The organism is Pseudorhodobacter ferrugineus DSM 5888, from assembly GCF_000420745.1.
GTDB lineage: Bacteria > Pseudomonadota > Alphaproteobacteria > Rhodobacterales > Rhodobacteraceae > Pseudorhodobacter > Pseudorhodobacter ferrugineus.
Genome location: NZ_ATVN01000005.1, coordinates 125,400 through 150,373 on the forward strand (window position 1 = coordinate 125,400; position 24,974 = coordinate 150,373).

Below are 24,974 nucleotides of genomic sequence, written 5' to 3' on the forward strand. Positions count from 1 at the left end.
CGGCGCCCAAGATCACCCTTTACGCATCGTGCAGCTGGAAATGCCAAAGATCGAATAGGCGGGGCAGGTGCGCGTCAAACCTGTGCCAAGCGCTATCACGCCCAGCACCACAAACACCCAACGAAAGCCGAACCCGGGCATCAGGAAAAACGCGGCCAAAAGCGCTACGCCAACTGCAATCCGCAACACCCGGTCAATACCGCCAACATTGGTTTTGAACATCTCATACTCCTAAGCGGGCAGGAATTGCCCTTACCCGCTTAATATAAATCATATTCCAATTATTGCAATTGATCCAAGTCAGCCGCGCCCGCGTTTTTCAAACCGAGGCAACATCGCACTGAAATCGCGGCCATTGCCATCCTCATCCTCAACAAACCGCGCATAGAGGGCAGCCGCCGCAGCGCCCATCGGCGTGTCTGCGTCCACCGCTTCGGCTGCTTGCTGTGACAGGCGCAAATCCTTCAGCATCAGTTCCGCCGCAAAACCGGGGGCATAGCCATTGTCAGCCGGGCTTTTGGGCCCAACACCCGGGGCAGGGCAATAGGCGTTCATCGTCCATGAATAACCCGATGAGGTACTGACCACATCAAACATCTTTTGCCGGTCCAGCCCCAGTTTGTCAGCCAAAGCAAAGGCCTCGCAGGTGGCAATCATCGTGACGCCCAAAATCATGTTGTTGCAAATCTTGGCCGATTGTCCGGCCCCCGCAGCCCCGCAATGCACCGCCTTTTGGCCCATAACCGCAAACAACGGCTGCACGGTCGCAAATGCCGCATCCGACCCGCCGACCATAAAGGTCAACGTGCCTGCCGTGGCCCCGCCAACCCCGCCCGAAACCGGCGCATCCAAGGCATCCAACCCCGCCTCCACGGCCTGCTCGGCCACGGCCCGCGCGCTGTCCACATCGACAGTCGAACAATCACACAGCACCGCCCCCGCCGCCATTGCAGGGATCACCTCACCCGCCACGGCCCGCAATATCGCACCGTTCGGGAGCATGGTAATCACCACCTCCGCCCCTTGCGCCGCCTGTGCCGCCGATCCCGCCGCCACGACCCCTGCCGGCATTGGAGCTGTCAAATCAAACCCAACAACCTCATGCCCCGCGGCCACCAGATTGGCCGCCATCGGCCCGCCCATATTGCCCAAGCCGATAAACCCGATCTTCATAGCCTCTCCTCCACTGTCCAGGCCTGCGCCCCCAAAGGCATCAACATCGCCGCTACCGCAGCGCCACTAACCGCCTCAATACTCCCGTGCAACCACCGCGGCGCGCGGTCCTTATCAATCACCGCCGCCCGAATACCTTCCAGAAAATCGCCCTGTTCCTGCGCGCGGTGGGTATAGCGGTACTCCAGCTCCAGCGCGCGGGGCAGGGTGGGGCTGTCCCCCAAACGGTGCTGCATCTCCACAGCCGCACTTGCCGCCAGCGGCGACACGCGCCCCAGCGCCTTCAGCGCCCCAACGGCAAAATCACTGTCATCGCCGCGCAAGGACCGCGCAATATCGCCCAAAGTCTCACCGCCAAAATGGCGGTCAATCGCCGCTTGCTGCCTCGACAACGCGCCCTCGGGGGCCGGGCGAACAAACCGCTCCAACGCGCCCACACCGTCCAAAACCAGCGCTGCAATCAATGCAGGCCACTCGGCCTCAGGCACAAACACATCCGCAAAGCCTGCATAGATCGCATCGGCAGGCCCCATCCGCGTGCCCGTGGTGCCCAAATACTCACCCAACCGCCCCATCCCAAGCGCGAGCAGAAACGACCCGCCGACATCCGGCACCAACCCGATCCCGCATTCCGGCATCGCAATCTGGCTTGTCTCCCCGACAACGCGGGTGCGCGCATGGCAGCCCACACCAACCCCGCCGCCCATCGTAAAACCCTGCATCAAGCTGACCACAGGCTTCGGATACCCCGCAATCCGCAGGTTCATCCGGTATTCCTTGCGCCAGAAATCTTGGCCATGCGCAAAATTGCCCGCCATTCCTGCGGTATACAGCTCGGCAATATCGCCACCGGCGCAAAAGGCACGCGCGCCTGCGGCATCAATCACCACCAAATCTACGTCATCATCCTCGGCCCACGCCATCAACGCCGCATCCAGCGCCCCACACATCGCCTCGCTTAACGCGTTCAACGCCGCAGGTCGGTTCAGCGTCACGCGCCCGCACCGCCCCTCAACCCTGATCAGAATGTCGCTCATCTTGCAGCCAACATTTGCCGCGCAATAATCACGCGCATAATCTCGTTCGTGCCTTCCAAAATCTGATGCACCCGCAAATCGCGCACGATCTTTTCAATCCCGTAATCGGCCAAATAGCCATAGCCGCCATGCAGCTGCAAACAGCCGTTCGCCACCTCAAAACAGGCGTCCGTCACATACAGCTTCGCCATCGCACAAAACTTGGTGGCCTCGGGCGCGCCCGCATCCAGCAACCCCGCCGCATGGCGTAAAAACACCCGCGCGGTTTGCAACTTCACCTCCATATCGGCCAACCGAAACTGCAAACCCTGAAACTGGTCGATGCTTTGGCCAAACGCCTTACGCTCGCCCATATAGGTCAACGTCGCATCTAGCGCCGCCTGCGCCCCGCCCAAAGCACAGGCCGCAATGTTCAACCGCCCGCCGTCCAACCCCGCCATCGCATAGGAAAACCCGCGCCCTTCCTCGCCCAGCAAGTTGTCCGCAGGCACCAAACAATCATCCAACTGCACCTGTCGCGTCGGCTGCGACCGCCAGCCCATCTTGTCCTCCAGCCCGCCAAACGACAGCCCCTCGGCCCCGTCCTCGACAATCAACGCCGAAATCCCCTTGGGCCCCGCGTCCCCCGTCCGCGCCATCACGATATAGGCGTCCGAATAACCGCCCCCCGAAATAAACGCCTTGGTTCCGGTCATCCGGAGCCCATCATTCCCCCGCACCGCCCGCGTCTTCAACGCCGCTGCATCCGACCCCGATGCAGGCTCGGTCAGGCAATAGGAAAACACCGTCTCCATCGAACAGATCCGCGGCAACCACCGCGCCTTGGCCTCAGCGCTGCCAAACTTGTCAATCATCCCGCCGCACATATTGTGGATCGACAAAAACGCGGCCACTGACGGACAGGCCATAGACAAGGCTTCAAATACCAAGGTCGCATCCAACCGCGACAACCCCGATCCGCCAAACTCTTCAGAAACATAGATCCCGCCCAGACCAAGCGCTGCCACCTCTGGCCAAAGGTCTTTCGGAATATTCTCCGCTTTTTCCCATTCACGCGCAAAGGGCGCAATCTTTTCGGCACCAAATCCTTGGGCCATTTCAAAAATTGCGTGCTGTTCTTCGGTCAGGGAAATGCTCATGGCAGGGGCCTCTCTACAAGGATCAGTCAGAATTGAACAAATGTTTAATTCACAACTCTTTCAACACTGTTTCAAACCCTTTTTCTGTTCGAAAATATCCACAGGGGGTCTGGGGGCGCGTGCGCCCCCAGCTTGGTCCGATCAATCCATCGCCTTAAAGTTAAACTCACCACCTTCTTTAATCCCCGAAGGCCAGCGCGCCGTCACAGTCTTGGTCCGCGTATAAAAGCGGAACGCATCCGGCCCATGCTGGTTCAAATCGCCAAAGCCCGATTTTTTCCAACCGCCAAAGGTGTGATAGGCCAGCGGCACCGGAATAGGCACGTTAATCCCCACCATCCCCACATTGATCCGCGCTGCAAAGTCGCGCGCCGTGTCACCATCGCGGGTGAAAATCGCGGTGCCATTGCCATATTCATGGTCCATCGCATAGCCCACGGCCTCCTCATAGGTCTTGGCCCGCACACAGGACAGCACCGGCCCAAAAATCTCCTTGCGGTAAATCTCCATATCCGTGGTCACATGGTCAAACAAATGCGGCCCCACGAAATAGCCATCCTCATAGCCCTGCAACTTAAACCCGCGCCCGTCGACGACCAGCTTGGCCCCTTGCGCCACACCAGACTCGACCAGCTTCAGGATGTTCGCCTTGGCCGCCGCCGTCACAACAGGGCCATAATCAATATCATTGCCCGCCGTGTAAGGGCCAACCTTTAGCTTCTCAATCCGCGGGATCAGCTTGGCAATCAGCGCGTCTGCCGTAGCCTCCCCCACTGGCACCGCGACCGAAATAGCCATGCAGCGCTCGCCAGCAGCCCCAAAACCCGCCCCAATCAGCGCATCCGCCGCCTGGTCCAAATCGGCATCCGGCATAATGATCATGTGGTTCTTGGCACCACCAAAACACTGCACTCGCTTGCCGTTGGAACAGCCGCGCCCATAGATATATTCCGCAATCGGGGTCGACCCGACAAAGCCAATCGCTTGCACAGTTTCATTGTCCAAAATCGCATCGACCGATTCCTTGTCACCGTTTACCACCTGCAAAACGCCGTCCGGCAGCCCCGCTTCCTTGAACAGCTCGGCCAGCATCAACGGCACCGACGGGTCACGCTCGGACGGTTTCAAAATAAACGCGTTCCCGCAGGCCAACGCCGGGCCCATTTTCCACAATGGTATCATCGCCGGAAAGTTGAACGGCGTAATGCCAGCCGCCACACCCAAGGGCTGGCGCATCGAATACATATCAATCCCGGGGCCAGCGCTATCCGTAAAATCGCCCTTCAGCATCTGTGCCGCGTTGATGCAAAACTCGATCACCTCAAGCCCGCGTTGCACATCGCCCTTGGCATCGGGAATGGTCTTGCCATGCTCGCGCGATAGCGCCTCGGCCAGCTTTTCCATATCGCGGTTGATCAGGCCAACCATCGCCATCATCACGCGGCCCCGCTTTTGCGGGTTGGTGGCCCCCCAAGCGACTTGCGCCTTGGCGGCATCGGCAACGGCTGCGTCCAGCTCGGCCTTGGATGCCAAAGGCACCCGTGCCTGCACTTCGCCCGTCGCTGGGTTAAACACATCGGCAAACCGCCCCGATGTCCCTTTAACGTGTTTGCCGTTAATCCAATGGCTCAACTCTTGCATAGCATCCTCCAGATGTGACTTTCCCTCACCCTAGCCTTGCAAAATCGCGCGATAAAGGGGCAATATTCCAAAAGCGTTTTGCATATTTGCAGGGGTAACCACATGGACTGGGACGATCTGCGCATATTTCTGGCTGTGGCGCGGGCCGAATCCCTGTCCGGCGCGGGCAAAACCCTGCGCATCGACCCCGCCACAGTAGGCCGCCGCATTGCCCGCCTCGAATCCACCCTTGCCACGCGCCTTTTCACCAAAACCCCACAAGGCTATGCCCTGACCGATGCAGGCCAACGCCTGATGGACCCCGCTTTGGCCACCGAAACAGCCGCCGCCACGGCAAGCGAAAGCCTGCACACAGGCAATGAGGCCCTCTCCGGCCAAATCCGCCTTGGCGCCCCCGATGGCAGCGCGAACTACCTTCTGCCTCAGGTCCTGGCCCAAATCAGCGCCGATCACCCCAGCCTTGAAATCCAGCTCGTCGCCTTGCCGCGCGTGTTCAACCTGTCCAAACGCGAGGCCGATATGGCCATCGCCGTGTCGCGCCCCGAAACCGGCCGCCTGACCGTGCAAAAACTGACCGATTACCACCTCCACCTCGCCGCCTCACGCCAATACCTTGCGCAAAACCCAGCCATCACCTGCCGCGAAGACCTGAAACACCACCGCATCGTCGGCTACATAGCCGATATGATTTTCGACAAAGAACTGGATTATCTTGGCGAATTCGCATCCGCGCCCAACCTCGCGTCCAACTCTGTCTCGGTGCAAACCCAGCTGATGCGCGCAGGGGCAGGGGTTGGCATGGTCCACGATTTCGCCATGCCCTTTGCCCCCGAACTGGTGCAGGTCTTGCCCGAAACTGTGGCGCTGACCCGCAGCTTCTGGCTGGTGCGCCACGCCGATGATGCGCCGATCAAGCGCCTTAACACATTCGCCGACCTGCTGGCCATCGGCCTGCGCCGCGAATTGCAACGGCTGGAAGCGCACCCCAAATCAATCGCTTGACACACAGCCCCCCGCCAGACGACCCTGATACTAACGGTCACGAAGGAGGACGCTATGCTGGTCAAACAAATCCTGTCATCGAAACCCACGGGCAAGGTGTTCACTCTCGCCCCCCATGCCACCCTAAGCGAGGCCGCGGCCTTGCTGTCGGACAAACGCATCGGCGCGATCATTGTGTCAAAGGATGGCAAACACCCCGCAGGCATCCTGTCCGAGCGCGATATCGTGCGCGAACTGGGCAAACGCGGTGTTGTCTGCATGACCGACACAGTGGATCAGGTCATGACCACCAAGCTGATTGGCTGCACCAATGCCGACAGCGCCGACAGCGTCATGCAGAAAATGACCGATGGCCGCTTTCGCCACATGCCGGTTATGGACGGCGAAGTCATGATCGGCCTGATTTCCATCGGGGATGTGGTCAAGGCACGGCTGTCGGAACTGTCGATGGAAAAAGACGCGCTGGAAGGCATGATCAAGGGGTTTTAACCCCCTAAAACCCGCTTGCAATCTGGCGCGCAATAATGTTGCGTGGCCCAGCAAGTACAAGGAAAGCTGCCATGCGTATAGGTCTGTACCCCGGAACCTTTGACCCGGTCACTTTGGGCCATACCGATATTATCCAACGCGCAATGGCGCTGGTCGATAAGCTGGTGATCGGCGTCGCCATCAACCGCGACAAAAGCCCCTTGTTCACGCTCGAAGAACGCGTGGCCATGGTCGAGGCGGAATGCGCCGCGATCACCGCCAAAACCGGCGGCCAAATCGTTGTCCACCCGTTTGAAAACCTGCTGATTGATTGCGCCCGCGATGTAGGGGCGACCGTCATCATCCGCGGCCTGCGCGCCGTAGCCGATTTTGAATATGAATTTCAAATGGTTGGCATGAACCGCGCGTTGGATTCGTCGATTGAAACCGTCTTCCTGATGGCCGACGCGCGGCGTCAGGCCATAGCATCCAAGCTGGTCAAGGAAATTGCGCGGCTGGGTGGGGATATCACCAAATTCGTGCCGCCCGCGGTGCGCGATGCCTTGGTAGAGCGGTATAAGTAAACTCGGCCTCCACAGCCTCCAGCCTCCGGGCGCTATGCCCAGACAGGCCCTGTGGCCTTAGTTCCAAACCGCCTTTTGGGCAATGCGGTCCGCATCTCCGCGAAACAGCCCAAGATCCAATGCCACATCCAGCGGCAGGTGTGCAATCTCATTGCGTGTTGCGATATAGCGCGCCCGATTTTTCAGCGCGGTTTGCAGTTTATTGATAAGCGTTTTCATATGTCCTCACGTCCATCCAAAGCTTGGCCCCATGCCAAAACTTCTTATTCTCTCCATATCGGGGGAAATGCTTGCGCTAACAACTGGCAGCAGCGTCAAGCCGCCATGCACAAACTGCATGGCTCAGAATGGCGCGATGACCCCAAGAACGACAAAACCCTTCAAAATTGCATCCACTGCCACCGCCGCCAGAATGATTCCCATAACACGGCTAACAACTGACGCGCCCGTCGCACCGATAATCCGATGAATTGGGGCCGCCGCCAGCAAAATCAGCAAGGTAATCCCCAACACAAGCGCCATCAGACCTGCCGTCATCGCCTGATGTGCAATCGAAAACCGGTCGTTGTCCGTCAGAATCACCACAGCCAACATCGCGCCGGGGGATGCAATCGACGGCATCGCCAAGGGAAATACAGCCGAGGCGTTATGGTCCCACTCGGCCACTTCCGATTCTGGTTTTGACACGCCAAAAATCATCGACAGCGCGAACAAAAACAGCACAAGCCCGCCCGCAATCTGAAAAGAGGGCAGGCCCAGCCCCAGCGCGTCCAGCACCAACTGCCCAAAGACGATGAAGGTCAGCAAAACGGCAAAGGCGATCAACACCGCGCGCAACGCCACCTTGCGCGATGTCGCGGCAGAGGCCCCGAATGTCACCGCCAGAAACACCGGCAGCGTTCCGATAGGGTCAATCACCACCCAAAGCGTGATAAATTCCTGAATAAGTGTGGTTGAAATCTGCATCGCCCCGCCTTTTCGTGCCCCGCCCATTAACGCCGCCGCTGGGCTTATTCCCAGCTTACAAGTGCGCCCGCCAATATCCAGCCAAGCCCAAATACAACCAATTAAAAAGGCGCCACAGCGGGCGCCTTTCTGCCGAAACTGTCTGACTTTGTTACAGCAGTTTTCCCATCGCCACGGCCGTATCGGCCATGCGGTTGGAAAAGCCCCATTCATTGTCATACCAAGTCAAAATCCGCACCATGTTGCCGTCCAGCACCTTGGTTTGGTCCAGATGGAAAATAGATGAACGCGGATCATGGTTGAAATCGGATGATACGTTTGGTTGGTCGGTATAGCCCAAAACGCCTTTCAACGGCCCGTTTGCCGCCGCAATAATCGCCGCATTCACTTCCTCAACGGTCGTTGGGCGCGCGGATTCGAACGTCAGGTCCACAACTGACACATTCGGCGTTGGCACGCGAATGGCCACACCGTCGAGCTTGCCGTTCAGCTCCGGCAACACCAGCCCCACGGCCTTGGCGGCGCCGGTTGACGTCGGGATCATGCTGAGCGCCGCAGCCCGTGCGCGGTACAAATCCTTGTGCATCGTGTCCAGCGTCGGCTGATCGCCGGTATAGCTGTGGATCGTGGTCATAAAGCCTTTGGTGATGCCAATCGCATCGTTCAACACCTTGGCCACGGGCGACAGGCAGTTGGTAGTGCAAGACGCGTTGGAAACGATCACATCATCGGCCGTCAGCGTGTGATGGTTCACCCCGTAAACGATAGTTTTATCCGCGCCCTTTGACGGGGCCGAAACCAATACGCGGCTTGCGCCATTTTCCAGATGGATTTGCGCCTTGTCTTTGTCAGTGAAAATGCCGGTGCATTCCATGACGATATCAACATGGCTCCAAGGCAATTCGGCAGGGTTGCGAATGGCGGTCACCGCAATCGGCCCACGGCCCACGTCAATCGTCGTCTCGGTCGTCATCACAGTGCCCGGAAACCGCCCATGCACCGAATCGAACCGCAGCAAATGCGCATTCGTCTCAACAGGTCCCAGATCATTGATGGCGACCACCTCAATATCCGTGCGCCCCGATTCAATAATCGCGCGCAAAATGTTGCGGCCAATACGACCAAATCCATTGATGGCAACTTTAACGGTCATGGCAAATTCCTTATGCTTGGCGGGGAAGGGCCCCCGATTGCTAGCGCTAACATCACCAAATCAGCGCAAATTTCAAGCCCAGCTTGCCGTACTCACCGCCAGAATGACACAAAATCTATGAAAACCGCGAATTTGCGCATCAAGAACAGCAAAGATGCGCCGCCGTTCAGGAATATATCCCCCAAAACCGCGACGAAAATCAGCATCCCCAGCCAAACAGCAAGCTTGTTCGTCATACGGTCCCTAACACCTCGGGCCGCAAATGCTGCCCGTTTTTTACAACAGCCGCCCCATCGCGCCGGCCACATCGGCCATCCGGCAGGAAAAGCCCCATTCATTGTCGTACCACGCCAGCACGCGCACCGATCTGCCCACAACCTTGGTCTGATCCGGCGCAAAGATAGAGGAATGCGGTGTGTGATTGAAGTCAATAGACACCTTCGGCTCGGGGTCATAGGCCAAAACCATCCCCATATAGCCCGCAGCCGCCTCGCGCACGATTTCATTCACCTCGGCCACCGTCACCGATTTGTTGGCGATAAAGGTCAAATCCACCGCCGACACATTCGGCGTCGGCACCCGCATTGACGTGCCATCCAGCTTGCCCGCCAGTTCCGGCAACACCTCGCCCAGCGCCTTGGCTGCGCCCGTGGATGTCGGGATCATCGCCATCGCCGCCGACCGCGCGCGGTACAAATCATCATGGCGGCGGTCCAATGTGGGTTGATCGCCGGTATAGCTGTGGATCGTCGTCATGATCCCGGACTCGATCCCGATCGCATCGTTCAAAACCTTGGCCAATGGCGCCAGACAATTCGTCGTACACGACCCGTTCGACACCACATGATGGTCCGTGGTTAACTGCCGATGGTTCACCCCGTACACAACAGTCTTGTCCGCGCGTTTCGCTGGCGCAGATACCAACACCCGCTTGGCCCCGCGCGACAAATGTACCGCCGCCGCATCGCGGTCGTTAAACTTGCCCGAACATTCCAGCACCACATCGACGCCGTCCCAGTCCAGCTCTTCTGGGTTATACGTGCTCATCACCCGCATCGGCCCGCGCCCAAGGTCCAGCGTATCGCCCGATACCCGCACAATCCCCGGAAACCGCCCATGCACCGAATCGTATTTCAGCAAATGCGCGTTCGTCGCAATCGGCCCCGTGGCATTGATCGCCACCACCTGCACATCATTGCGCGCACTTTCCGCGATATGCGCCAAGGTGCAGCGCCCGATCCGTCCAAACCCGTTGATCCCGATGGTGATTGTCACAGCAAAACCCTCATATCCGCTCAGCGTCTTTGTCCGAATACACAAGGCCAGTTGCATTTCAAAGTCTAAAAACGAATATATTACAGCGTGTTAGCGCAAACCTAACCTGTTGGCGCTAACACAATCCCCCGTTTCCGCTAACGCCTTGCCCTGCGCGCCATCTTTGGTACTCTGTCCATAACCTCACGAAAAAGGATATACGATGAGCGGCCTACTCGCCCTTTTGGATGATGTTGCAGCAATCGCCAAGGTCGCCGCCGCCGCCGCCAAGGCCGGCTCCAAAACCGCAGGTGTGCTGATCGACGATGCCGCCGTGACGCCCACCTATGTCACCGGCCTTGCGCCTGCGCGCGAACTGCCGATGATCTGGCGCATTACCAAAGGCTCGCTGAAAAACAAACTGATCTTCCTGCTGCCCGCCGCTTTGTTGCTCTCCAACTTCGCGCCTTGGGCCATCACGCCGCTTCTTATGTTCGGTGGCGCTTATCTCTGCTTTGAAGGGGCTGAAAAAATCGTCCACGCCCTGTTCCCCCATGCCAGCCATGAGATTGAGCAAGACCTGACCCCCCGCGATCCCGCGCATCTAGAGGAAGCCCGCGTCGCAGGGGCCATCAAAACCGACTTCATCCTCTCGGCCGAAATCATGACCATCTCGCTTTCGGTGATCGAGGCCCCGAATATATACATGCAAACTGCCACCCTTGCGGTGGTCGCCGTGGGCATCACTGCGGCCGTTTACGGCGTTGTGGCGCTGATCGTGAAAATGGATGATGTGGGCCTGCACATGGCCGCCAATATGCGGCTTGCCGCCTCGCGCGCGTTTGGTCGCGGCCTTGTCCGCTTCATGCCGTACCTGCTGGCGGCCCTTTCTGTCATCGGCACGGGCGCCATGCTCTGGGTCGGCGGCAATATCATCACCCACGGGCTCGAAGTCCTCGGCTGGCCATGGATTTATGACCAGATCCACCACGCATCACTTGCCGCCGGCAATGCCGTAACCAGCGCCCAAGGCTTTATCAAATGGGCCACCACCGCCGCCCTTGATGGTATAGTCGGCCTTGGCCTTGGCATTCTGCTGATCCCCATCGTCACCAAACTCATCGGCCCGCTGATCGCCACCATCACAGGCAAAAAAGCCGCGCATTAGGGCAGGGCGCAGCCGCCCAAGTCACAAACAGTGTATGATGCCCGCACTGCGGCCAAAGCCAGCTTTTGTGGCGGCTATAATAATACCCGCTTTTCATATCCTTCCAAAAACGGTGGTTTTAGGAACTGTGTAGTTTCGACGAGCCGACACGTTATTGCCACGATTTTACGACATGTCGAAGAACTAACTACAATCAGATCTACAAAATTTCAGATAGGAATAATCATGAGAAATATATTCACAGTGGTTTACAATATTGTTCTCATTTTTTCTGCTTCGCTATCCCATGCGCAGGATAAAACAGAGGTCTATCAGCTTAGAACTGAAGTTACTGATGCTTGGCGCACTGCCTCGGACCTTTCCTCGCGGCTGGAGGAGGATTTATCGCAGAAAATGCCATCAGTTTCTGGGTGGTTCTGCACTCCAGATATGACTTTGCCTTCCTCAATGTCCGGCGCAATCGAGGCAATTCCCACCCTCAGTCTTGTATGCGAACATGTTGAACAAGAAATGCGGGTGACCTTTTTCCTTGATCCCACGTCAGCAAGACTTCAGTGTGAAGCGATTGAAAACAAGAAATCAGGTATTGCCAACGGGCGCGTAAAATCTGATGCGTTTCGTTTTTTTGAAGCCGGCGACTGGCATATCATGCGCAGTGGGGTTGATATTCAAGGATGTTCGTCTGGTATTTTAGCATTCGTTGCGAAGGGCGATAGAAGCCAAGCCGCAATCGATATGGGGCTTTCTGCTATCGATCAGTTTGGCGAAGCAATGCTTGCGTTTGACGCCGCAGAAATTTTTGGATCTGAAACATTCGCTGAGCAACAAAGTGCGTTAATACGTTTTGTCGACGGCCTTGAGATACAGGCGCACTATCTTGCGCGCATGATCCCACTGCCTACCGATAGCCCGCTGGATATTGTTAAATCCGCTCCGTCAAGTGAACGAACTCCATGGGATTTGCCGATGCCATCAATCTTGACTTCCGCCCCTTCTGCATCAGCAACGCTCGAACTTAAAGACTGCCGCGTTATCGTAGAGTTGTCCGCATCGGAGGTCATGATTGAAGAAGCTATGCGCACCAGTGGACGTTGGGCGAGTCCGGGGGGAACTGATGGAGAAGTGAAGAATGTCTATATGCGAAGAAACACTGAAAGGTTCGTCGGGCGAGAGAGGATCGATGGAACGGGGATTGAGGCATTTGTCGACAACCGAGTAATCGTCAGGGTGGTAATACCAGGCGCACCCCCCTGCGAGAGTGCCCCAGATATCGTGGCGCGCCTGTTTCGCGAAATCATAACCAACGATCTTTCAACCTTTGGGATCAGATAAAAACCGTCCCAAAAACCCTCCTTTTTGGTACGCTAGAAAACCTGTTCTTTTCCCGCCGCCAAAAAACCCATTCAAAACCTGACCCGTTGTTGAAGGTTTTTGCCTTGCCTGCGTTAGCAAGCACCCAAACCATTTCATCTTGGCCCAAATACCTATCTGCGCTCCAGCCAAGCCCTCCTACGCATCAATCCTGCGCAGGGCAGGGCAACTGCCCCCTTGCCCCTTACACAGGTTCAATCATCGCGACCCGCGTTGCGTGGCGACCCCCTTCAAACGCGGCATCCAAAAACGCGTCCACAATATCCAAGGCAAGCCCGCCGCCCACCACCCGCGCGCCCAGAGCCAGCATATTGGCGTTATTATGCTGCCGGATCATCCGCGCCGAAAACGTGTCACAGCACACACCGCAACGAATGCCCGCCACCTTATTGGCCGCCATCATGATGCCTTGGCCTGTGCCACAAATGATAATCCCCAAATCACTCTTGCCCGCAGCGACATGCTCTGCCGCCGCGCGGCCGTGCATAGGATAATGTGTGCTCTCGGTCGTGACTGGTCCGATGTCGACCACCTCAAAACCGCGCGCCTGAATATGCGCCGCAATCGCTTGGCGCAGATCAATCGCAGCATGGTCGCTCGACAGCACAATACGGGTCTTGCTCGTCATGGGGTATCCTCGCCTAACATCACAATAGTCTCCCCACGCCATAGCGCGAAACCAGTTCCAGAAAAAGCCAGTTTGCGCAAACGCCGCAACTTTCTCTTTGACTTAAATATCCACTCAGCCCTCCGCCAAAAGCACAGGAAGGGGGCAAGCAAAAACCCGCGCGGAGAGGGACCGCGCAGGTTAATTTCAGGTTAACAAGAAATTATAACAGTTTGTAATTTATCAGATTTCTAAAATGTCCGCGCGCGAACAGCCCGCGGAAATTCCCAAGATCACAGCCCCAGCATGGCCTTGGCGCGTGCCACCGCAACCTCTGCCGTGATGCCAAATTCCTGATACAGCCGCTCTGCCGGGGCCGAGGCCCCAAAGCCCTCCATCCCCACAAACGCCGCCTTTTGCTCGCGCCCGCCCTGGCCCAAAAGCCAGCGATCCCAGCCCGTCCGAACCCCGGCTTCAATCGCCACCCGAACCGGACCGGGGGGCAGAATTTTGCGGCGATATGCATCGTCTTGCTCGGCAAACAGCTCCATACACGGCATCGAAACAACCCGCGCCCCGATCCCTTCGGCCTCCAGCAAATCTCGGGCTTTCAGGGCGATTTCCACCTCGGTCCCCGTCGCGATCAAAATGACCTGCCGCTTGGCCTCGGCCTCGGCCAAAACATAAGCCCCCTTGGCGACCAGATTCTGGTTGGAATGGGTCTTGCGAACCGCAGGCACCCCTTGGCGCGACAAAGCCATCACCGACGGGGTCTTAGTCTGCGAAAACGCAACCTCCCACGCTTCAGCCGTTTCCACCTGATCCGCTGGCCGCAAAACCAGCGTATTCGGCGTGGCGCGGCTGATCGCGAGGTGTTCAACAGGCTGGTGGGTCGGGCCATCCTCGCCCAGGCCGATAGAATCGTGGGTCATCACATAAACCACGGGAACCCCCATCAGGGCCGACAGGCGCATCGAGGGGCGGGCATAGTCGGTAAAGCACATAAATGTGCCCGAATAGGGCCGCACGCCGCCATGCAGGGCCATCCCGTTCATCGCGGCGGCCATCCCATGCTCGCGGATCCCGTAATAGACATAGCGCCCAGTCCGGTCCTCAGCCGAAAACATGCCAAGATCGCCGGTTTTGGTATTGTTTGAGCCGGTTAGATCGGCCGACCCGCCCATCGTTTCCTTCATCACCGGATTAATCACCTCCAGCGCTTTTTCTGACGCCGATCGGGTGGCCAGTTTTGGCATAGTCTCAACAGCCTGCTTTTTCAGCGCCCGCACAACCGATGCCAGCTTGGCAGGGGCCTCGCCACGGAAAATCCGGTTGAACTCACCCTTGCGAGATTCCGAAAGCTCGGCCAGACGGCCTTCCCATGCTTTTCGGGGCTCCAGACCACGCGCGCCGATGGTTTCCCACGCGGCTTTGATGTCGGCAGGAATGTCGAACGGGCCGTGGGGCCAGCCGTAAACCTTGCGTGTCTCTGCGATCAAATCGGGCGAAGTGAGTGCGCCGTGCCCTTTGGACGTATCCTGCGCCGACGACCCCAGCGCGATGTGGGTCGCACAGGCAATCATCGCAGGGCGTGCAGACGCCTTGGCCGCCGTAATCGCGCGGTCAATATCCACGGGGTCATGACCATCACATTCGAACACATCCCAACCGCTGGCCGCAAAACGCGCCTTTTGGTCGGTGATATCGGACAAGGACACCTTGCCATCAATGGTGATACCGTTGTTATCCCACATCACGATCAGGCGCGACAATTGCTGCTTGCCGGCCAAGGCAATCGCCTCTTGGCTGACGCCTTCCATCAAACAGCCATCACCTGCGATGACATAAGTGTGGTGATCTTGCAGCTTGGCACCCCAAACGGCGCGCAGATGTTCCTCGGCCATGGCGAACCCCACGCCGTTGGCAATGCCCTGACCCAAAGGACCCGTGGTGGTTTCAACACCTGTGGCGTGGCCATATTCAGGATGGCCCGCAGTAATGGCCCCCCATTGACGGAAATTTTTGATCTGCTCCAGCGTCATGTCGGCATAACCCGTCAGGTGCAAAAGCGAATAGATCAGCATCGACCCGTGACCTGCCGAAAGGATAAAACGGTCGCGGTCCGGCCAATGCGGGGCGGATGGATCAAATTTCAGATGTTTTTCAAAAAGCACAGTCGCCACATCGGCCATCCCCATCGGCATGCCGGAATGGCCAGAATTTGCAGCGGCAACGGCATCCAGCGTCAAGGTGCGAATGGCGCAGGCTTTTTTCCAATGGTCAGGGTGCTGGGCGCGCAGGGTGGCAATATCCAAAACTTTGATCCTTCGAGTTGTCCCTAAGCAGCGCCGGAAAGCGGATGCCTAAGCGTGTGGGGGGGCAGCGGTAAGAAATCACCTTTGCCAAAAAGCTTGAAAGCTGCATATCAGCCTTGTCGGCAAGATCAAGCACGTCTGGCAAGCGCTTGATCCTAAAGGGGGGCGCAATTCCCCTGAAGTTTGGGATAAGATCACTTTAACGCTTGACCAAGGCGATTCGCTTGGTTCGAATTATAAGAGGCTTGTGGGGGCTGCGCAGACGCGGCTTTGCCTATCAGGTCAAGAGAAACAGCACCTTGTTCAAAGGGCGGCACGGCAGAGGCAAAGGGGGCATTTGAATGAGTGACCACAGCAATATCGCAGAACTTGAACGGCGGATTACCGCAGCCTTGGGGCGCATTGGCGCGGGGCTGGACAAGTGGACACAGGCCGAGTCCGTTGCCGCCGATACAGCCCCGGCCATTGCCCAACCTGCGCCCAATGTGGTGCCTGCAGTGCAAACCAGTCAAATTTCAGAGCTTGAAGCCGAGATTGCGAAACTGAAAGCCGCCTTGGCGACTGAAAAAGCCAGTGTTGCCCAAATGGCCGAACGCCTGAAGTCGCTAAAGGAACGCGAACATTCAAGCCAAGGCCAGTTGGAGGCCAAGGTTGAAAAGATGACGCAGCAGTTGGATGTGCAGGGGTTAGAGCTGCAACGCATGCGCAAATCAACGGTGCAGCTGCGCGAACATTTGCGCGTTTTGCATGAAGCGGCGGCAGATAACATGGTTGAACCGCATCTGATTAACAAAGCGATGTTGGCGGAGTTGGAAAGCCTGCGCGCGACCCGCCACACGGAAACCGCTGAAATGGATGAAATTCTGGCCGAGTTAAAGCCGCTGATTGAGGAGGCCCGCGCCAATGGCTGAATTGGAAATTACAATCGGCGGCCGCAGTTTCATGGTTGCCTGCCAAGAGGGCGAAGAACATTTTCTGCAAACCGCCGCCGCGATGCTGGACACCGAGGCGCAACCGCTGGTCACACAGATGGGGCGTTTGCCTGAGGGGCGGATGCTGCTTATGGCGGGATTGATGCTTGCGGACCGCACAGCATCTGTTGAAGATCAGCTGCGTGTGTTGAAAGCACGAGTTGAGGAGCTGGAAAACCAACCCGTGCCAGAACCTGTAAAGATAGAAGTCGCCGTGATCCCACCGCAAATTCCCGAAACGCTGGCCGAGATTGCCGCGCGGGCCGAGGCGTTGGCGGCCAAGGTTGAGGACAAGGTTAAGTCTGGGCGATAAGCCATTGTGATAGTGATGAAAAAAGGGGGCTGTCTGCCCCCTTACGCTATTTTTCGAGGGCGCAAAATACCTGCCCCCCGATGATATTTTAATCGAAGAGAAAGTTGTTTCAGGCGTTGGCTTCGCGGATTTTTTCGGCGGCGTCTTTGTTGAAGGTCACACCGTTCGCCTCAAACATCTGGTCCAATTCTCCGTTCAGCGTCATTTCTGTGATGATGTCGCAGCCACCGACAAACTCACCTTTGATGTACAGCTGGGGGATGGTTGGCCAATCCGAGAAATCCTTGATCCCTTGGCGGATATCGGCATCTTCCAGAACGTTTACGTCGGCGAAATCGACGCCCATAAAGTTCAACACACCAGCGATGCGGCTGGAAAATCCACATTGTGGAGCGGTTTTGGTGCCTTTCATGAACAACACAACGTCATTTTTTGTGATGGTGTCCTGGATCTGTGCTTTTGCGTCAGTCATTATCTTGTTTCCTGTCTGGGGGACGGTCGGTTTCGTCGCCAATACCGCGGGCAAAACCAAGCCGGTGGACGTATCAGTCGGGTGCTTTGGTGGTTAGGCCAAGCGCATGCAATTCGCCTTGCGGCCCATCCATCTTGCCTTTCAGTGCTTTCATTACGGCGCGCTGTTGTTGTACGCGGTTTTGGCCACGAAAGCTTTCATCAATCACCTCGGCGGAAAAATGCGCGCCATCATCGCCTTCGACACGCACTTTGGCGTTAGGAAAGCTTTCACGGATCAGCAGTTCTATTTCTTGCGCGGTGATTGGCATTGCGGCGTCCTGTTGGGTTATCTGGGGTTCAATGTAGGGCGGACGGTTACGGCGTGCAAGATCAGCCAACGGCCTTTGCAAAAGCCGAATGATAAAGGGCTGACAAAACTGCAAGCGGGGCGGAGTCTGTGCCAAAGCCGACGGAGGTGCCACCAAACTGGCCCATCTGTGTCACTTTGACGCCAGCTTTCTCACCAGCTTCGATCAATTCGGCGGCTTTGCCAACCTCGCAGGCCACCAGATAGCGGGCCTGATCCTCGCCAAACAACTGACCGATTGAATGGCTGTCGACCCAAACGCCGGTTTGTGCGGCATCGGCCATCTCGAACGCGGCAAGGGCCAGGCCGCCATCGCCCAGATCGGTGGCCGCGCGCAGCAGTTTGCGGTGCTTGCGCAGGAACTCGCCGTGTTTGCGCTCGGCCTTTAAGTCCACTGCGGGGGCATCGCCGGTTTCCATCCCAAACGCCTCGGCCAGCAGCGCCGATTGGCCAAGATGACCCTGCGTTGTGCCAATGACCAGAAGCATGTCACCCGCTTGCGGCACGCCTGCGATCAGTTCATCCGCCGAGGCCAAGAGGCCGACTGCGCCAATGGTGGGGGTGGGCAGAATGCCGGTGCCGTCAGTTTCGTTGTAAAGCGACACGTTGCCCGACACGATGGGCATATCCAGTGCCGCAACCGCCGCACCGATACCTTTGATTGCGCCAACGAATTGCCCCATGATTTCAGGCTTTTCGGGGTTGCCAAAGTTCAGGTTGTCGGTCGAGGCCAAGGGCCGCGCACCCACGGCGCACAGGTTGCGGTACGCTTCGGCTACCGCTTGCTTGCCGCCTTCAAACGGGTTGGCCTTAACATAGCGCGGCGTCACATCGGACGTAAACGCCAGCAGCTTTGGCGTGCCATGTACACGCACAACGCCCGCGCCAAGACCAGGGCTGCGCACAGTATCGGCCATGACCATGCTGTCATATTGTTCATAAACCCAGGCCTTGTGGGCATAGTTCGGGCTGCCGATCAGGGCGCGCAAACCGTCGAGAGGGGTGATGGCAGGCACATCGCCAACGGGGCCAGCCGCAGATGTTTCCACCCAAGGGCGGTCATATTCGGGGGCCGAAGAGGCGAGTTTTGACAAGGGCAGATCGGCCATCACCGCATTGCCTTGCATAATCAGGAAACGGTCTTCGGGGATGGTTTCGCCGACGATGGCAAAATCCAGGTCCCATTTCACAAAAATCGCACGGGCCACCGCCTCAAGTTCTGGGTTCAGAACCATCAGCATGCGTTCTTGGCTTTCCGACAGCATCATCTCATAGGCCGTCATGTTGGCCTCGCGCTGCGGCACGTCGTTCAGTTGCAGCTTAATGCCCAGCTTGCCCTTGTCGCCCATTTCCACGGCCGAACAGGTCAGGCCCGCGGCCCCCATGTCCTGAATGGAAATCACAGCGCCGGTTTGCATCAACTCCAAACACGCCTCTAGCAGCCGCTTTTCGGTAAAGGGGTCGCCGACTTGCACCGTGGGGCGCTTTTCTTCAATCGTGTCGTCAAATTCCGCAGATGCCATTGTGGCACCGCCAACACCGTCACGGCCCGTCTTGGCGCCGAGGTAGACCACAGGCATGCCCACGCCGCTGGCCACTGAATAGAAAATCTTATCCGCATCGGCCAGACCGGCGGCAAAAGCGTTTACAAGGCAGTTGCCGTTATAGGAGGCGTGAAACCGAACTTCGCCGCCGACGGTTGGCACGCCAAAGGCGTTGCCATAGCTGCCCACGCCTTCGATTACACCTTTGACCAGATGGGCGGTTTTGGGGTGCGAGGGCAGGCCAAACGACAGCGCATTCATCGCGGCAATCGGGCGCGCGCCCATGGTGAACACATCGCGCAAAATGCCACCAACGCCCGTGGCGGCCCCTTGGTGGGGTTCAATATAGCTGGGGTGGTTATGGCTTTCCATTTTGAAAATCACGGCCTGACCGTCGCCGATATCGACCACGCCCGCGTTTTCGCCCGGTCCGCAAATCACCTGCGGGCCTGTCGTGGGCAAGGTGCGCAGCCATTTTTTCGACGATTTGTAAGAACAATGTTCGTTCCACATCGCCGAAAAGATGCCAAGTTCCGTATAGGTCGGCTCGCGGCCAATGATCTCTAGCAAACGCTCGTATTCATCGGGCTTCAGCCCGTGGACGGCGATAAGTTCGGGCGTGATCACTGGGTCGGTCATGGCTGTTTCCCATCGGTCAATTGATGCCGCGTCCATAGGCCAATGCGGCGCAAAGGGGAAGGGAAAAGGGACAAACCAAAGTGCAAATGCCCAGCTCAGCGGGTCAAATCCTGCACGTGCCAAAAAAAAAGGCCGAGCTTTCGCTCGGCCGAGTCCAACAGGGAGGTATGAAAGTAGCAAGAGATACTCATTGCTGCCCTCGTAGGTCGAGATAGGCCGCCCGTTTCAATCCTGCAAGTTTTTTGACCGTGCAGTCTAGGAATGCCCGATATGCAGTTTGCGCATGGCTGGTTTAACCTACGGATAAGATACAAAATTTAGGCATTAGTCGACAGTTTCAGCGCTGTCACGTTGACGCTTGCGATAGGCGAAAATTTCCTCGGTTACGAAATCGCGAAAGGCTGCGACCCGTTTTGATTGACGCAGCTCCTCGGGGTAGGCGAGAAAAACCGGCACTTCGGCTGATTCTACGTCCGGCAGGACCCGCACAAGATTTGGGAAATCCTCGGTCAGGTAATCCGGCAACACGCCAACGCCCAAATGGCTGAGAACACCTTGCAGCACGCCGAAATAGTTGTTCACTGTCAGGCTGGACGGGATATCATACATCATAAGCTGCTGCACCAACACCGCCCCAGCCGCCACCTGCGCGGTGCCGATGTGCTGCGAGATTAGGCGATGATGGGCGAAATCTTCCATGGATTGTGGAACGCCGGCTTGGGCCAAGTATTCGCTGGTCGCATAAAGCCGCATGCGAATGTTCATCAAACGGCGACGGATCAGATCGGCCTGACTGGGTTCCTTCATCCGGATGGCCACATCAGCCTCGCGCATGGGCAGGTCCAAAACCCGCTCTTCCAGCATCAAGTCAATCTTTAGGCTAGGATATTTAGCATAAAGTGTGGGCAGACGCGGCGCAAGCCAAAGTGTGCCAAAGCCCGTGGTCGTGGTTACACGCAGCTCGCCAAATACTTCATCCTCGCTGTCGCGAATCCGTGCGGCGGCAGCATCCAGCCGCTTTGCCATCGATTTCGTCGCATCAAACAGCAATTCGCCTTGTTCGGTAAGAATCAGTCCCCGTGCATGACGGTGAAAAAGCGTCACGCTCAGGCTCTCTTCCAGAGACCGGATTTGCCGCGACACGGCAGATTGCGACAAATGCAGTGTATCGCCTGCATGGGTCAAACTGCCCGCATCCGCTACCGCATGAAAGATTCTTAGTTTATCCCAGTCCATCCCGATACTCTCACAAATTTGACATACGCTACCACGAACAGTTCTATCTATCGACACCCATTACTATGTAAACGGTTAAGGCCGAAAAAATTCCCCTTGGTAGGTCAGCATTTTTGACCTATATTGAAGGCATGTAGCAGCACTGGGGAGGGCACGTTATGACCAAGCAAGAGGTTTCGCTAAAAGATCGGTTGGATTTGACCAAATCGCCGGTGCTGTTGAACGGAACGCAGGCATTGGTGCGCCTTATGCTTATGCAAAAGGCACGCGACGAACAGGCGGGGCTGCACACGGCGGGGCTGTGTACCGGCTATCGCGGGTCGCCTTTGGGGGCGGTTGACCAGCAAATGGCGCGGGCCGTGCGCGAACTGTCCGCCGCCGATATCACCTTTCAACCGGGCTTAAACGAGGATTTGGCCGCCACCGCTATCTGGGGCAGCCAGCAAGCGGAGCTACGCGGGCAGGGGCGGTATGACGGTGTGTTCGGCCTTTGGTACGGCAAGGGCCCGGGGGTGGACCGGTCCGGCGATGTGATGCGCCACGCCAATCTTGCGGGCACTTCACCGTATGGGGGGGTCATCATGGCACTTGGCGATGATCATACGGGCGAAAGTTCGACCACCTGCCACCAATCGGAATGGGCGGCGGTCGATGCGTCTATCCCCGTCATCTCGCCTGCGGGTGTGCAGGAAATTCTGGACTACGGGCTCTATGCCTTTGCTTTATCGCGGTATTCCGGCCTGTGGACGGGGCTGAAGCTGATGAAAGACACAGTCGAGGCGACAAGCGTGGTCGATGCGCGGCTGGACCGTATGTCATTTGTGACCCCAGATTTCCCGATGCCTGTGGGCGGTTTGAACATCCGTCTGGGCGATCACTGGGTCCAGCAAGAGGAACGCTTGGTCAATCACAAGCGCTTTGCCGCCGAGGCGTTTTCGCGCTCGAATGGCATGGACCGCCGTGTGTGGGGCAAGGCGGGGGCCAAGATCGGGCTGGTGGCTGCGGGCAAAAACTGGCTGGACCTGGCGCACGCGTTGTCGCTGTTGGGCATAGATAAGGCAGAGGCAGAACGGTTGGGGATCACCACCTATAAGGTTGGACAACCCTGGCCGCTGGATATGCACGGCTTTCACGATTGGGCCGATGGGCTGGATCTGATCATCGTCGTCGAAGAAAAGCGAAAGCTGATCGAGGTGCAGATCAAAGAAGCGATTTTCAACGATCGGCGAGGGCGCCGGGTCTGGGGCGGGCGCAAAGGGTCGCCCGAGGCAGAGGTCCTGTTTCCGGTGCCCATGTCGCTGGACCCTGTGATGATCGCGTCTAAGCTGGGTGACATTTTGATCGACGAAGGGCGCGGGTCTGATCGGTTGAAAGACGCATTGCAACGTATTGATGCAGCGACTAAATCTGATAACGCGACTGATATCGCGGCGCGTTTGCCCTATTTCTGTTCGGGCTGCCCGCATAACACATCGACCTTGCTGCCCAAGGGCGCGCGGGCGGGCGCTGGCATTGGCTGTCACACCATGGCGCTGTGGATGGACCGCGGTACATCAGGCCTGACCCATATGGGTGGCGAAGGGATGAACTGGATCGGTGAAGCGCCGTTTTCCAAGACCGACCACGTGTTCCAAAACCTTGGCGATGGCACCTATAACCATTCCGGCATCCTTGCCATTCGCGGCGCTTTGGCCGGAAACGCCAATATCACCTATAAGATCCTGTTCAATGACGCCGTAGCCATGACCGGCGGCCAGCATAACGAAGGCAATTTGACTGCCTACCGCATCGTGGCCGAAGTGCAAGCGATGGGCGTGCAAAACATTGCTGTGGTTTACGATCCGAAAGAGGCGGTGGATCTGTCACGCTTTCCGGCCAATGTCGAAAAGTACACACGTGATGCGATCATTACAGTACAGGAAAAGTTCAGCAAAGTCAAAAGCGTGTCGGTCATCGTCTATATCCAGACCTGTGCCGCCGAAAAACGCCGTCGCCGCAAGCGGGGCGAATTCCCCGACCCGGATAAGCGGGTGTTCATCAATACCGATGTCTGCGAAGGCTGCGGCGATTGTGGTGTGCAATCGAATTGCGTGTCCATCGTGCCGGTTGAAACCGAATTGGGCCGCAAACGCGCGATTGACCAATCATCCTGTAACAAGGATTATTCATGTGTTTCAGGGTTTTGCCCGTCGTTCCTAACGCTTGAGGGCGCAAAGGTCAAAAAGGCTGCGACCGCCGAAATCATCCTGCCAGGCATGCCCGAACCTGTTTTGCCCGCCATCAACGGCACCCATAACGTGGTGATTACCGGCGTGGGTGGCACGGGTGTCGTGACCGTGGGGGCCATTCTGGCCATGGCTGCGCATATCGACGGCAAAGGGGCGGGCATGATGGAAATGGCGGGCCTTGCGCAAAAAGGTGGTGCTGTTCACATCCATTGCCGCCTTGCCAACACCCCTGCCGATATTTCCGCCATTCGCGTGGCCGTGGGCGAGGCGGATGCGGTTATCGGCGGCGATCTGGTGGTCACGGCGGGTGGCAAAACGCTGGGCCTGATGACCACGGGGCGTACAGGTGCTGTCGTGAACAGCCATGAAATTATCACCGGCGATTTTACCCGCAATACTGAATTTCGTATTCCCTCCGACAGGTTACAGTTGTCTTTGGAGGCGCGGTTGAAAGACAAGGTCAGCTTTTTTGACGCGACAGAACTGTCACGCGCGGCCCTTGGCGACAGCATTTATTCCAACATACTGGTGTTTGGCGCGGCCTGGCAACAAGGGCTTATCCCCTTGTCATTGGACGCCATTTCCAAGGCAATCATTCTGAACGGCGCTGGCCCCGAGCGCAACCTGCGCGCGTTCAACCTTGGCCGTTGGGCGGTTTTGCACCCTGAACAGGTCCAAACGGTGCTGGCACCCAAAGCCGCCGAAACCCCCGACCCAATAGCTTTTCGCGCGGCCCATCTGCGCGATTACGGCAATGACGCACTGATGCAAAAGTTTCTTAAACTGGTCGATGCGACGCCCGAAGCGCTGCGCGTCAGCGTGGCAAAAGGTTATCATAAGTTGTTGGCAATAAAGGACGAATACGAAGTGGCCCGCCTGCACTTGGACAGCATGACAAAGGCGCAAACCGAATTTGACGGAACCTTACGCCCGACCTTCCACCTCGCCCCGCCGTTCTTTCCCGGCCGCGACGCCCAAGGCCGCCCGAAAAAGCGCGCCTTTGGCCCTTGGGTGATCCCGGTTTTCAAACTACTTGCCCGCATGAAACCCCTGCGCGGCACCGCCCTCGACCCCTTTGGCCACACAAATGAGCGCCGCATGGAACGCAGGTTGATTGCTGACTACGAACGCGATGTGATGGAAGTAATCACCAGCTACACCCCCGCAAAGCTAGCCTTGGCGCAAGAGATCGCCGAACTGCCACTCACAATTCGCGGTTTCGGCCCTGTCAAACATGCCAATGCTGAAAAAGCAGCGGCACAACGCATGGCACTTATGGCAAATTGGCGCGATGGCGGTGGGTCGGCTTTGGCGGCGGAATAGGATCAACCACAGGTCTTTCGTC

The 24,974-nt window shown here is 57.5% G+C and carries 24 protein-coding genes; 8 read left to right on the top strand and 16 right to left on the bottom strand.

Annotation, left to right across the window (positions count from 1 at the left end):
* Positions 1 to 12 precede the first annotated feature (12 nt).
* From G560_RS0106420 to G560_RS0106440, 5 genes are all read right to left on the bottom strand, one after another.
* Positions 13 to 222, bottom strand: coding sequence for a YgaP family membrane protein (locus G560_RS0106420; protein ID WP_022703487.1), 210 nt, complete (start codon positions 220 to 222; stop codon positions 13 to 15).
* Between the two features lie 78 nt (positions 223 to 300).
* Positions 301 to 1,173, bottom strand: coding sequence for a 3-hydroxyisobutyrate dehydrogenase (gene mmsB / locus G560_RS0106425; protein WP_022703488.1), 873 nt, complete (start codon positions 1,171 to 1,173; stop codon positions 301 to 303).
* Positions 1,170 to 2,210, bottom strand: coding sequence for an enoyl-CoA hydratase/isomerase family protein (locus G560_RS0106430; RefSeq protein ID WP_022703489.1), 1,041 nt, complete (start codon positions 2,208 to 2,210; stop codon positions 1,170 to 1,172). The genes mmsB and G560_RS0106430 overlap by 4 nt, the downstream gene beginning before the upstream one ends.
* Positions 2,207 to 3,349 carry an acyl-CoA dehydrogenase family protein gene (locus G560_RS0106435; protein WP_022703490.1) on the bottom strand — a complete coding sequence of 381 codons (1,143 nt, stop codon included), beginning with the start codon at positions 3,347 to 3,349 and terminating at the stop codon, positions 2,207 to 2,209. Before G560_RS0106435 ends, G560_RS0106430 begins: the two co-directional genes overlap by 4 nt.
* A gap of 141 nt (positions 3,350 to 3,490) precedes the next feature.
* On the bottom strand, positions 3,491 to 4,990 hold the full coding sequence (locus G560_RS0106440; protein WP_022703491.1) for a CoA-acylating methylmalonate-semialdehyde dehydrogenase: 1,500 nt from the start codon (positions 4,988 to 4,990) through the stop codon (positions 3,491 to 3,493).
* Between the two features lie 102 nt (positions 4,991 to 5,092).
* Here G560_RS0106440 and G560_RS0106445 point away from each other — a divergent pair, with 102 nt between their 5' ends.
* From G560_RS0106445 to coaD, 3 genes are all read left to right on the top strand, one after another.
* Positions 5,093 to 5,992: a LysR family transcriptional regulator gene (locus G560_RS0106445; RefSeq protein ID WP_022703492.1), complete on the top strand. Its 900-nt coding sequence runs from the start codon at positions 5,093 to 5,095 to the stop codon at positions 5,990 to 5,992.
* A 54-nt stretch (positions 5,993 to 6,046) separates the two neighbouring features.
* Entirely contained in the window at positions 6,047 to 6,481 is a 435-nt protein-coding gene (locus G560_RS0106450) for a CBS domain-containing protein (protein ID WP_022703493.1), read from the top strand.
* A gap of 71 nt (positions 6,482 to 6,552) precedes the next feature.
* The gene (coaD, locus tag G560_RS0106455) at positions 6,553 to 7,044 is read left to right on the top strand and encodes a pantetheine-phosphate adenylyltransferase (RefSeq protein ID WP_022703494.1); all 492 of its coding nucleotides are present in this window, start codon (positions 6,553 to 6,555) and stop codon (positions 7,042 to 7,044) included.
* A 57-nt stretch (positions 7,045 to 7,101) separates the two neighbouring features.
* On the opposite strand, the gene G560_RS21290 is transcribed toward coaD, so the two are convergent.
* The 5 genes from G560_RS21290 to gap (G560_RS0106480) form a co-directional block, all read right to left on the bottom strand.
* A complete protein-coding gene (locus tag G560_RS21290; RefSeq protein WP_022703495.1) occupies positions 7,102 to 7,263 on the bottom strand; it encodes a DUF1127 domain-containing protein in 162 nt (53 codons plus the stop codon).
* 123 nt (positions 7,264 to 7,386) lie between these two features.
* Positions 7,387 to 8,010, bottom strand: coding sequence for a MarC family protein (locus G560_RS0106465; protein WP_022703496.1), 624 nt, complete (start codon positions 8,008 to 8,010; stop codon positions 7,387 to 7,389).
* 151 nt (positions 8,011 to 8,161) lie between these two features.
* Positions 8,162 to 9,163 (bottom strand): type I glyceraldehyde-3-phosphate dehydrogenase, encoded by a 1,002-nt coding sequence (gene gap, locus G560_RS0106470; RefSeq protein ID WP_022703497.1) that lies wholly within the window; start codon positions 9,161 to 9,163, stop codon positions 8,162 to 8,164.
* Positions 9,164 to 9,255: 92 nt separating this feature from the next.
* Positions 9,256 to 9,399 carry a hypothetical protein gene (locus tag G560_RS0106475; protein ID WP_022703498.1) on the bottom strand — a complete coding sequence of 48 codons (144 nt, stop codon included), beginning with the start codon at positions 9,397 to 9,399 and terminating at the stop codon, positions 9,256 to 9,258.
* Between the two features lie 40 nt (positions 9,400 to 9,439).
* Positions 9,440 to 10,438: a type I glyceraldehyde-3-phosphate dehydrogenase gene (gap, locus tag G560_RS0106480; RefSeq protein WP_028913804.1), complete on the bottom strand. Its 999-nt coding sequence runs from the start codon at positions 10,436 to 10,438 to the stop codon at positions 9,440 to 9,442.
* 202 nt (positions 10,439 to 10,640) lie between these two features.
* Between gap (G560_RS0106480) and G560_RS0106485 the strand changes: the two genes are divergently transcribed.
* Both G560_RS0106485 and G560_RS0106490 read left to right on the top strand, forming a co-directional pair.
* Positions 10,641 to 11,585, top strand: coding sequence for a DUF808 domain-containing protein (locus G560_RS0106485; RefSeq protein WP_022703500.1), 945 nt, complete (start codon positions 10,641 to 10,643; stop codon positions 11,583 to 11,585).
* A 225-nt stretch (positions 11,586 to 11,810) separates the two neighbouring features.
* On the top strand, positions 11,811 to 12,917 hold the full coding sequence (locus tag G560_RS0106490) for a hypothetical protein (protein WP_022703501.1): 1,107 nt from the start codon (positions 11,811 to 11,813) through the stop codon (positions 12,915 to 12,917).
* 223 nt (positions 12,918 to 13,140) lie between these two features.
* Here G560_RS0106490 and rpiB read toward each other — a convergent pair whose 3' ends face one another.
* On the bottom strand, positions 13,141 to 13,584 hold the full coding sequence (rpiB, locus tag G560_RS0106495; protein ID WP_022703502.1) for a ribose 5-phosphate isomerase B: 444 nt from the start codon (positions 13,582 to 13,584) through the stop codon (positions 13,141 to 13,143).
* A gap of 272 nt (positions 13,585 to 13,856) precedes the next feature.
* A complete protein-coding gene (gene tkt, locus G560_RS0106500; RefSeq protein ID WP_022703503.1) occupies positions 13,857 to 15,878 on the bottom strand; it encodes a transketolase in 2,022 nt (673 codons plus the stop codon).
* Positions 15,879 to 16,219: 341 nt separating this feature from the next.
* Here tkt and G560_RS0106505 point away from each other — a divergent pair, with 341 nt between their 5' ends.
* On the top strand, positions 16,220 to 16,789 hold the full coding sequence (locus G560_RS0106505) for a hypothetical protein (protein WP_022703504.1): 570 nt from the start codon (positions 16,220 to 16,222) through the stop codon (positions 16,787 to 16,789).
* Complete coding sequence (locus tag G560_RS0106510; RefSeq protein WP_022703505.1) at positions 16,782 to 17,162, top strand: cell division protein ZapA; 381 nt, start codon at positions 16,782 to 16,784, stop codon at positions 17,160 to 17,162. The genes G560_RS0106505 and G560_RS0106510 overlap by 8 nt, the downstream gene beginning before the upstream one ends.
* 109 nt (positions 17,163 to 17,271) lie before the next feature.
* Here the strand turns inward: G560_RS0106510 and grxD are convergent, their stop codons facing one another.
* From grxD to G560_RS0106530, 4 genes are all read right to left on the bottom strand, one after another.
* Entirely contained in the window at positions 17,272 to 17,634 is a 363-nt protein-coding gene (gene grxD, locus G560_RS0106515; protein ID WP_022703506.1) for a Grx4 family monothiol glutaredoxin, read from the bottom strand.
* A gap of 73 nt (positions 17,635 to 17,707) precedes the next feature.
* The gene (locus G560_RS0106520; protein WP_028913806.1) at positions 17,708 to 17,944 is read right to left on the bottom strand and encodes a BolA/IbaG family iron-sulfur metabolism protein; all 237 of its coding nucleotides are present in this window, start codon (positions 17,942 to 17,944) and stop codon (positions 17,708 to 17,710) included.
* 61 nt (positions 17,945 to 18,005) lie between these two features.
* Complete coding sequence (purL, locus tag G560_RS0106525; protein ID WP_028913807.1) at positions 18,006 to 20,165, bottom strand: phosphoribosylformylglycinamidine synthase subunit PurL; 2,160 nt, start codon at positions 20,163 to 20,165, stop codon at positions 18,006 to 18,008.
* A gap of 324 nt (positions 20,166 to 20,489) precedes the next feature.
* Positions 20,490 to 21,401 (bottom strand): LysR family transcriptional regulator, encoded by a 912-nt coding sequence (locus G560_RS0106530; RefSeq protein WP_022703509.1) that lies wholly within the window; start codon positions 21,399 to 21,401, stop codon positions 20,490 to 20,492.
* A gap of 158 nt (positions 21,402 to 21,559) precedes the next feature.
* On the opposite strand from G560_RS0106530, the gene G560_RS0106535 reads away from it, so the two are divergent.
* Entirely contained in the window at positions 21,560 to 24,952 is a 3,393-nt protein-coding gene (locus G560_RS0106535) for an indolepyruvate ferredoxin oxidoreductase family protein (RefSeq protein ID WP_022703510.1), read from the top strand.
* Positions 24,953 to 24,974: the final 22 nt, after the last annotated feature.

What these genes read in the sequence shown, in the direction of transcription:
- G560_RS0106420 (WP_022703487.1), bottom strand. Translation starts at nt 222, where the DNA reads ATGTTCAAAACCAATGTTGGCGGTATTGACCGGGTGTTGCGGATTGCA.
- mmsB (WP_022703488.1), bottom strand. Translation starts at nt 1,173, where the DNA reads ATGAAGATCGGGTTTATCGGCTTGGGCAATATGGGCGGGCCGATGGCG.
- G560_RS0106430 (WP_022703489.1), bottom strand. Translation starts at nt 2,210, where the DNA reads ATGAGCGACATTCTGATCAGGGTTGAGGGGCGGTGCGGGCGCGTGACG.
- G560_RS0106435 (WP_022703490.1), bottom strand. Translation starts at nt 3,349, where the DNA reads ATGAGCATTTCCCTGACCGAAGAACAGCACGCAATTTTTGAAATGGCC.
- G560_RS0106440 (WP_022703491.1), bottom strand. Translation starts at nt 4,990, where the DNA reads ATGCAAGAGTTGAGCCATTGGATTAACGGCAAACACGTTAAAGGGACA.
- G560_RS0106445 (WP_022703492.1), top strand. Translation starts at nt 5,093, where the DNA reads ATGGACTGGGACGATCTGCGCATATTTCTGGCTGTGGCGCGGGCCGAA.
- G560_RS0106450 (WP_022703493.1), top strand. Translation starts at nt 6,047, where the DNA reads ATGCTGGTCAAACAAATCCTGTCATCGAAACCCACGGGCAAGGTGTTC.
- coaD (WP_022703494.1), top strand. Translation starts at nt 6,553, where the DNA reads ATGCGTATAGGTCTGTACCCCGGAACCTTTGACCCGGTCACTTTGGGC.
- G560_RS21290 (WP_022703495.1), bottom strand. Translation starts at nt 7,263, where the DNA reads ATGAAAACGCTTATCAATAAACTGCAAACCGCGCTGAAAAATCGGGCG.
- G560_RS0106465 (WP_022703496.1), bottom strand. Translation starts at nt 8,010, where the DNA reads ATGCAGATTTCAACCACACTTATTCAGGAATTTATCACGCTTTGGGTG.
- gap (WP_022703497.1), bottom strand. Translation starts at nt 9,163, where the DNA reads ATGACCGTTAAAGTTGCCATCAATGGATTTGGTCGTATTGGCCGCAAC.
- G560_RS0106475 (WP_022703498.1), bottom strand. Translation starts at nt 9,399, where the DNA reads ATGACGAACAAGCTTGCTGTTTGGCTGGGGATGCTGATTTTCGTCGCG.
- G560_RS0106485 (WP_022703500.1), top strand. Translation starts at nt 10,641, where the DNA reads ATGAGCGGCCTACTCGCCCTTTTGGATGATGTTGCAGCAATCGCCAAG.
- G560_RS0106490 (WP_022703501.1), top strand. Translation starts at nt 11,811, where the DNA reads ATGAGAAATATATTCACAGTGGTTTACAATATTGTTCTCATTTTTTCT.
- rpiB (WP_022703502.1), bottom strand. Translation starts at nt 13,584, where the DNA reads ATGACGAGCAAGACCCGTATTGTGCTGTCGAGCGACCATGCTGCGATT.
- G560_RS0106505 (WP_022703504.1), top strand. Translation starts at nt 16,220, where the DNA reads ATGAGTGACCACAGCAATATCGCAGAACTTGAACGGCGGATTACCGCA.
- G560_RS0106510 (WP_022703505.1), top strand. Translation starts at nt 16,782, where the DNA reads ATGGCTGAATTGGAAATTACAATCGGCGGCCGCAGTTTCATGGTTGCC.
- grxD (WP_022703506.1), bottom strand. Translation starts at nt 17,634, where the DNA reads ATGACTGACGCAAAAGCACAGATCCAGGACACCATCACAAAAAATGAC.
- G560_RS0106520 (WP_028913806.1), bottom strand. Translation starts at nt 17,944, where the DNA reads ATGCCAATCACCGCGCAAGAAATAGAACTGCTGATCCGTGAAAGCTTT.
- purL (WP_028913807.1), bottom strand. Translation starts at nt 20,165, where the DNA reads ATGACCGACCCAGTGATCACGCCCGAACTTATCGCCGTCCACGGGCTG.
- G560_RS0106530 (WP_022703509.1), bottom strand. Translation starts at nt 21,401, where the DNA reads ATGGACTGGGATAAACTAAGAATCTTTCATGCGGTAGCGGATGCGGGC.
- G560_RS0106535 (WP_022703510.1), top strand. Translation starts at nt 21,560, where the DNA reads ATGACCAAGCAAGAGGTTTCGCTAAAAGATCGGTTGGATTTGACCAAA.